This window comes from Acinetobacter sp. YH12129 (genome assembly GCF_013418685.1).
GTDB classification, from domain to species: domain Bacteria; phylum Pseudomonadota; class Gammaproteobacteria; order Pseudomonadales; family Moraxellaceae; genus Acinetobacter; species Acinetobacter amyesii.
Window position 1 is genome coordinate 44,618 of record NZ_VPBP01000022.1, and the last position, 7,769, is coordinate 52,386.

Consider the following 7,769-nt stretch of genomic DNA (forward strand, 5'->3'; position numbering starts at 1 on the left):
GCTGATGCAGTTTTAAGCGCTGTGACTTGAACTTCTTGAACGTCAGCCATACACTACTTTGAACCTGAGGTAGTGTATGACTATTGATTTAGAAAAAATTATTCAATTCAAATCTAAAATACAGCTAGAGCAAATTTATAATATCTTTGTTTCAGTCATGATCGTGGTGATTTTGGTATTGGCTGTAATTGCCTTATATCGTCCAATTTCTGTACAGCAATACCAAAACGTGTCACGACTTGCGTTGCAGCAAAGTTATCCTGAAACTCAGGAAATGGCGATGCTGCTGAGACAGCAAGATCACATTCGCGTTGGTGCTTATCTTAAATTGATGCATGCTTATCAGATGGAGTCTGTGCGGGCACATCAACTTCCGGCTTTGGCAGAGGAACAGCTTTAGTTGCAGGGATTATCTTGGTTGGAGCTGCTTGTACATTCTTCTCCAATATCTGCTGTACTTCATTTTTATCTAAGGTTTTGCTCACCACAATCACCGTCATATTTTCAGGGTGCATGTAAGTACGAACCGCATTTTGTACATCAGCTACAGTTATTTTTTCCAATAATTTTGGGTACTGGGTCAAATAATCTGGGTCTTGTTGATAAAAGCCCAATAGACCAAGCTGTGCATTGATCGTTGCATTACTGCTGTAATTATTTGGAAAAGCACGCAGCATGCCTGCTTTGGTTTCTTCCATTTGTTTTTGATCAATAGGCATTTTGACAAAATCATTTAAAGCCTTATGTGCCACTTGAATACTATCTATCAGCTGATCTTGACGTGTTCCATAGCTAAAGCTAAAGATACCAGGTGCTTGGCTAAAGCTAAATGCACTATAGGCACCATAAGTATAGCCACGTTTAACACGAAGCTCTTGCATGAGGACCGAGTTAAAACCACCACCGCCAAACATTCGATTGGCTACTTCTAAGGCTAATCGATCTTTGTTATCGCGTGTGGTGCCTAAATGTCCAAACATGACGTTGGCTTGGGTGGAATTGTAGGGAAGATGGATAATATCAAAGCCTTGTTTTTCTTCTGGTTGTGCAAGCGCTTTGGCTTTTTCACCTTGGTTTAAGTTTCCAGAAATACGTTCTGCTAGGTTTTGCGCTTCTTTTTTGCTGAGTTTACCTGTAATGGCAATATTCATGTTTTGAGCAACTAAAAATTGATCACGAAACTTCTTTAAAATGTCTGGTGTTATTTTTTTGATACTGCCATTGGTTCCCGTAATCGGTTCTGCATAAGGATGTGTGCCGTATACAGCCCGATAGAAACGAATATTCATTAAGCGACTTGGGCTTTCTTGGAGTTGCTTCTGACCAGCTTGGTTATTACTGAGAGCTAAGTTTAGACTAGAGGTTTTAAAAGTCGCATTTTTAATCACGTCCATCATCATACTTAAAGCAGGTTCTAATTTTTTAGGGTCTGACAATACGCGTAGCCGAACGACAAACATATCTCGATGTGCTTGTACGCTAAATTGAGCACCTGTTTGGTCAAAAACCGAGGCAATTTGCGTTGCATTGTATTTTTCTGTGCCTTCATCGATTAAACGTGCAGCCATGTTGGCAACACCATACAAGCCTTTTCCGACTTCTTCATCACGAGCAGAACCCGCATTAAAGGTCAGTTGAATATCCACCATAGGTAGATCTTGTGATTCAACAAATAGACTATTCACGCCATTTCGGTTTTTCAGCACTTGAACCAGCGGAGCACGGTAGTCTTTATCAATCTGTAAATTCTTTAAACTTTGCAGCATTGGGATAGATTGTAATTGGCTCGGATTATCGTTGAGGTCGGGAACATTTTCCGTATAAGTTTCTGCATGGAGGAGTGAGCCAAACGCAGTGAGTAAGCTTAGAGATAAAATTTTCGTAATAGTCATCACTAATCCTTACAAGACGCTTTCTGTGTTTTGGGTTGAGTTAGTCTGTTGCTCTGGAGTAACAACTTCCGTTTGAGCTGATTTTACTGTTTGATCTGCTTTATTTGAGGTTGTTGGAACCTCCGTCTGTTCTGGAAGCAGATACATGATGCTTAAATTTTCTCGGACAAAATACGCATTTGCGACACGTTGAATATCTTGTGCGCTGACGTTTTCATATAGTTTTGGTAATTCGTCCATTAGTCTGAAACTGAGCCCATTGACTTCTAAGTTACCGATCGTCTTGGCTTGGCTGCTGATGTCATCTTGGTTATAGACTAAATTGGAGACAAAACGTGTGGTGATACGTTCAACTTCAGGTGTTTTGACTAATTCTGTTTTTAAAGTGTCGATTTCATCTTGTATAGCTTTTTGCGCTTGTTCCATTTTGACGCCATCGGCAGGGAGTGCTGAAATGGTAAACAAGCTGTCTCCACGATTGTATGGATCATAAGAAACGCTTACAGCCGTGAGTAATTTTCTATCTCGTACCAGTTTGTCTTGTAGGCGAGATGAGATCCCACTGTCTAAAATATTGCGAATAATATTGAGTGCATAAGCATCTTGTGGATTTTTTGCGGTAGCCAGTGAGCGTACATTCCACGCCATATACAAATTGGGCACTTGTACGGGCAAATTTAGTTCCATGTGACGATAGCCCACACGTTCGAATTCCATCACATCGTTACGATCAGGTGTTTTACGTGATGGAATATCACCAAAGTATTTTTGAACTTGACGTATTGCTGCTTCGGCATCGACATCACCGACAATCACCAAAATGGCGTTGTTTGGGGTATACCAATCTTTATACCACTGTTTTAAATCTGCTAATTTGATGTTTTGCAGATTTTTCATGTGTCCAATGACGGGTTGACGATAGTGACTGGTTGGGTAAGAGATCCATTTGAAACGTTCATAAGCCAAAGAACGAGGGTTATCATCTGTACGCTGTCTGCGTTCTTCCATAACCACTTTAATTTCAGGCTCGAAATCTTGTTGTTGCAATCGTAAATTACTCATACGATCCGCTTCGAGCTCCAGCGCCATAGGAAAATAGGCTTTTGGATACAACTGATAATAATTGGTGTAATTGGTAAAGGTTGCAGCGTTGATGCTGCCGCCATAGATACGGCTGAGACGTGTAAATTCATCATTAGGAACTTTGGTGGTTCCTTTAAACATCATATGTTCGAGCGCGTGGGAGATCCCTAATAGATTGCCCGACTCATCACTACTGCCAACACGATACCAAATATGGGTCATTACCATCGGCGCACGGTGGTCTTCACGGATAATGACCTTTAAGCCATTTTTAAGTGTGGTTTCAAAGGTGCTACGTGTTAATTGGGTACGTGTGTCTGCATGTAGATGAGTTGCAGACCAAAGGCAACTGCTAATGACACAGATAGGAAGCGCAGAGCGAAATAAAGTTTTAAAAAGACAAGGAGAAAATCTGTTTTTATGGGACACAAAGGAATCCATTAAAATGCATTTTATAGCTATCTAGTTTTCCTAAAGTTAATTTTGATTGCAAGTTCAACATGTTGTATTTTAGTGTGCTTCGCTCTGACAGGCGTGTATCGACTCAATTTAAGATAACTTATGATAGAATCGGTTTTTTTAACGCAGTGCTTTTCAAGGATTCGGCATGCAACAGCAATCTCATGGGCAGAATAAATTTTTGATTGATGCTGATATCGGTGATGACGATGTCACGCTACCGAGTTTACCTGCGGTAAATGTGCCGATTATCGAGACACCGAAAGTACAGCAAGAAATTGCTGCACCATTACAAGAAACAGAGTCAGAAACTGAAGACTCGAAGGCAAAAGGCGGCTTCTTTAGTCGTATGAAAGAAGGTCTAGCAAAGTCACGTAAGAACTTGGCAGACGGCATGGTGAATATCCTGATCGGTGGGAAGGAAATTGACGATGAACTTTTAGAGGAAGTTGAAGAGCAACTTTTGGTTGCTGACATTGGTGTCGATGCAACCAAAACGATTATTGCGAACTTAACGGAACGTACTGAACGTGGCGATTTAATCTATTCACATTCTTTATATAAAGCGCTTCAAGAAGAACTTGTGGCATTACTTGCACCACGTGTTAAACCGCTACATATCGACAGCAATAAAAATCCATATGTGATTTTGGTTGTTGGTGTAAATGGTGTGGGTAAAACCACCACGATTGGTAAATTAGCGAAACGCTTACAAGGTGAAGGTAAAAAAGTAATGTTGGCTGCTGGTGATACATTCCGTGCAGCAGCGACAGAACAATTACAAATTTGGGGCGAACGCAATAATATTGCAGTTGTGGCGCAAGGTCATGGTGCAGATTCTGCTTCAGTTATTTTTGATGCATTCGAAAGTGCTCGTGCAAAAGGCGTAGATGTACTGATTGCAGACACCGCAGGTCGTTTACACAACAAAGGACACCTCATGCAAGAGTTGTCTAAAGTAAAACGTGTAATGCAAAAAATTGATGCTACAGCTCCGCATGAAGTGATGTTGGTGGTAGATGCAGGCACAGGTCAAAATGCCATTAACCAAGTTGAAATGTTTGACGAGGCAGTAGGACTTACAGGTCTAACTATTACTAAGCTTGATGGTACAGCAAAAGGTGGTGTGTTATTTAATATTGCAAGCCGTACCCATGTGCCAATTCGTTTTATTGGTGTAGGTGAGAAAATTGATGACTTGCGTCCATTCTCAGCAAAATCATTTGTCGCAGCATTATTTGAAACTGATAAATAAATTGCGTTAAATGTCACATAAACTCCGCAAAATGCGGAGTTTTTTGTTTTTGAGCTTACTGATTGATTTAAAAAGCAACATGTGAATAAATCATAATCAAAATTCAGCCTGATATACCCTTAGAATAAGTAAGGAATTGTTGTTTATATATAAAAATTGCTTTGGGGTGTTTAGGGTGGCGTTACTCGATAAAATTGGTCATGTATTGACTGCGGATATCACTAAAGATTTTAAATTAAAAAAGAAAAATACCGACCAAGAAATAGAAGCGTCCTTTGTTGATCAATTAAAGAAACGTCGCAGTATTTACGAGCTTGGAAAGAAGGTGCATTACAGTCAGGCTTATTTGGCGGAACTGATTCAAGAATCCGTAAGAAGTTGTCCATCTGCATATAATTCGCAAAGCACACGTATTGTAGTTTTATTTGGCGAATCTCATCAAAAATTTTGGGACATTGTAAAAGACGTACAACGCAAGAATGTTGCGAGTTATATTTTTGAAGGTGTGGCGCTCAAAATAGATCAGTGTGCAGCTGGCCTGGGAACTGTGCTTTTCTATGAAGATCAAGCTGTGATTCAACAATTACAAAAGAAAGTGCCATTAAGTGCAGAAGATTTTCCAGTGTGGTCGGAGCAAACGTCAGGCATGGCTCAATTCGCAGTATGGACTTCGATCGCAGATGCAGGTTTAGGTGCATGTTTACAACACTATAATCCACACATTGATTATGCTGTTGCCGAACACTTTGATATTTCAAAACAATGGCTGCTTCGTGCGCAGTTGGTCTTTGGTTCAATTGAAGGTCAAGCGCCTGAATGTTTAGAACCAGAAGATCAAGATCAGTTTAGAATTTATGAGTAATTTCTATGTTCTGTAAGTTGCTTTGATTTCTGCTGTACTAAAGACAGTGAAACCAAAATCTGAATGTAAGACGGGTTGTGGGTATTTAGATGCTTACAATTGATTGTTCTAGAAATAAGACACAATGTTGTAAATATAGTCATGCAACGGTTAAAAACTTCACCTATTATAAATCTCAACTTAGTCAGCTAATTGAAAATAAAAAGAGGTCTTGTAATGTCATTCTTGAATCAAATCGAACAACGTCGCACAATCTATTCTATTGGTAATAACGTTACTTTATCGCAAGATGAAATTGAGCAAACCATTAAAGATGCTGTACGTTTAAGTCCGTCATCATTTAACTCTCAAACGTCTCGTGTCGTTATTCTGTTTGATGATGCACATCAAAAATTCTGGAATATCGTACGTGAAACGTTACGTAAAATTGTACCTGCAGATGCATTTGAAGGAACCAATGGCAAGATTAATAGTTTTGCAGCAGGTTTTGGTACAGCATTATTTTATGAAGATCAGGCTGTAGTAAAAGCTCTCCAAGAACAATTTGCACTTTATGCAGATAATTTCCCAGTATGGTCTGAACACTCAACAGCGATTGCTCAATTTGCTACTTGGACGGCTTTGGCTGAAAAAAATATCGGTGCATCATTGCAACATTACAATCCAATTGTTGATGCTGAAACAGCTGCGGCATTTGATGTGCCAGATCAATGGAAACTACGTGCACAACTTGTTTTTGGTTCGATTGAAGCGCCTGCAGGCGAAAAAACCTTTATTGCAGATGAAGAACGATTCAAAACATTCAAGTAATGATGGTGTGATGAATTAAAAAGGATGCATTAAGCATCCTTTTTTTATATGCAAAATTCTTGAATGAATATCAAAATAATGTCTTGAAACAAAATATACAGTGATTGTTAGATGTCATAAGATTGTCATATATGCATTGCATAGTGCATTCGAAACTAAATAATTGATAAAGAGTGATAATGATGACTTTAAGATTAACTGTTGCTGCTGCAGCGCTGATGTTAAGTAGTGCCGGATTTGCAGCTGTAACTTTGACTGTTCCGGAAGAAATTAAAATAGTTGCAGTTAATGATCAAGAAGTTACTGGTGGTTTATTTCGATCTACCGAGAAATATAAGCTTGATGCAGGTGAAAACCTATTAATGGTACGTTATAGCGAATTTTTTCAACATGCTGATAATTCTCACGATATTTTAAAGTCAGGTGTGGCCGCTATTCGTACTCCAGCACTGATTGATGGTCAAGAGTATCGTTTGGGTCTAGTCAATGCACCAAAAGATTTTGATGCTGCGCAAAAATATAAAGACCAACCGATATTTGGTTTGTATGACAGATCTAATCAATTACTTGTGCAGCAAGCTGGGGCGAAGAAAGAACAAAAATCGATTTTCTCCAATGGTGTTTTAGGTAATGCTGTAGATTTTACGAAGAAAGAAGCTGTACCAGAAAATCAACCGGCACCTGTTTATGCACAATCCGTAACAGTAAAACCAACGAACGTAGTATCTCCTGTAGTAGCTTCAAAAAATGTGATTATTAATGAAAATGGGGCAGATCAACAATTAATTCAGCTTTGGCAAAAGGCCAATAAAGCTGAACGACAAAAATTCATGAGTTGGTTGGCTGAGCAAGCAAACTAAAGTTACTTTCGTAACTTTATTAGTTTTCTTGAAATCCGCGTTATTTGAAAAGTCCGTTGAATTACGGGCTTTTTAGATTGAAGAATATAAAAATCACCAAGAATTATAAAATTCGTCTTTCATAAAGCAAAATATGTGGATATATTGATCTTTAAATAAGCAATAAATTGCATTTAGTTTAAAAAATATACATTCAAGCAAAATATTATAGAAATTTCTATGATAGGGGCTTGTGTTTGTTTTGAAACTCTATAGAATACGCTGCATACCAACGCAGACAGTGATAAACATAAGGTTTTGAGTTGTTTGATGTTGTTCTCTTATTTGCTGACGAAGCATTAAGAAGATCATTAAGAGATTATGAAGAACAACTTGTGTGGATTTTTACTGATTGATCGATCGAAATTATTTTCATTGATTAATGGTAGAAATTACTCGAAGTTTATTTGAGCAAATTTTTGTCAGTAATTGATGAGCCAAGATTGGTACACTATATGTACTATTGATTTTAAACTGAAGAGTTTGATCATGGCTCAGATTGAACGCTG

General features: G+C 38.6%; 6 protein-coding genes and 1 pseudogene. 5 read left to right on the top strand and 2 right to left on the bottom strand.

Annotated elements, in window-relative coordinates:
* The first annotated feature begins 76 nt into the window (after nt 1-76).
* The gene (locus FTU65_RS11655; RefSeq protein WP_180065596.1) at nt 77-400 is read left to right on the top strand and encodes a hypothetical protein; all 324 of its coding nucleotides are present in this window, start codon (nt 77-79) and stop codon (nt 398-400) included.
* On the opposite strand, the gene FTU65_RS11660 is transcribed toward FTU65_RS11655, so the two are convergent.
* Both FTU65_RS11660 and FTU65_RS11665 read right to left on the bottom strand, forming a co-directional pair.
* Nucleotides 324-1,895, bottom strand: a complete 1,572-nt coding sequence (locus FTU65_RS11660) for an insulinase family protein (protein ID WP_373683467.1) — start codon at nt 1,893-1,895, stop codon at nt 324-326. The two genes, FTU65_RS11655 and FTU65_RS11660, sit on opposite strands and share 77 nt — an antisense overlap.
* Before the next feature lie 123 nt (nt 1,896-2,018).
* A pseudogene (locus FTU65_RS11665) lies at nt 2,019-3,332 on the bottom strand (M16 family metallopeptidase); the annotation flags it as partial.
* Between the two features lie 250 nt (nt 3,333-3,582).
* On the opposite strand from FTU65_RS11665, the gene ftsY reads away from it, so the two are divergent.
* From ftsY to FTU65_RS11685, 4 genes are all read left to right on the top strand, one after another.
* Nucleotides 3,583-4,689: a signal recognition particle-docking protein FtsY gene (gene ftsY, locus FTU65_RS11670; protein ID WP_180049428.1), complete on the top strand. Its 1,107-nt coding sequence runs from the start codon at nt 3,583-3,585 to the stop codon at nt 4,687-4,689.
* 175 nt (nt 4,690-4,864) lie between these two features.
* Nucleotides 4,865-5,551 carry a nitroreductase family protein gene (locus FTU65_RS11675; RefSeq protein WP_180065602.1) on the top strand — a complete coding sequence of 229 codons (687 nt, stop codon included), beginning with the start codon at nt 4,865-4,867 and terminating at the stop codon, nt 5,549-5,551.
* Between the two features lie 216 nt (nt 5,552-5,767).
* Entirely contained in the window at nt 5,768-6,361 is a 594-nt protein-coding gene (locus tag FTU65_RS11680; protein WP_180065604.1) for a nitroreductase family protein, read from the top strand.
* 182 nt (nt 6,362-6,543) lie between these two features.
* Nucleotides 6,544-7,221: a DUF2057 domain-containing protein gene (locus tag FTU65_RS11685; protein WP_180011294.1), complete on the top strand. Its 678-nt coding sequence runs from the start codon at nt 6,544-6,546 to the stop codon at nt 7,219-7,221.
* Nucleotides 7,222-7,769: the final 548 nt, after the last annotated feature.

Coding starts and splice junctions, on each gene's coding strand:
- FTU65_RS11655 (WP_180065596.1), top strand. CDS start 77: ATGACTATTGATTTAGAAAAAATTATTCAATTCAAATCTAAAATACAG.
- FTU65_RS11680 (WP_180065604.1), top strand. CDS start 5,768: ATGTCATTCTTGAATCAAATCGAACAACGTCGCACAATCTATTCTATT.
- FTU65_RS11685 (WP_180011294.1), top strand. CDS start 6,544: ATGACTTTAAGATTAACTGTTGCTGCTGCAGCGCTGATGTTAAGTAGT.
- ftsY (WP_180049428.1), top strand. CDS start 3,583: ATGCAACAGCAATCTCATGGGCAGAATAAATTTTTGATTGATGCTGAT.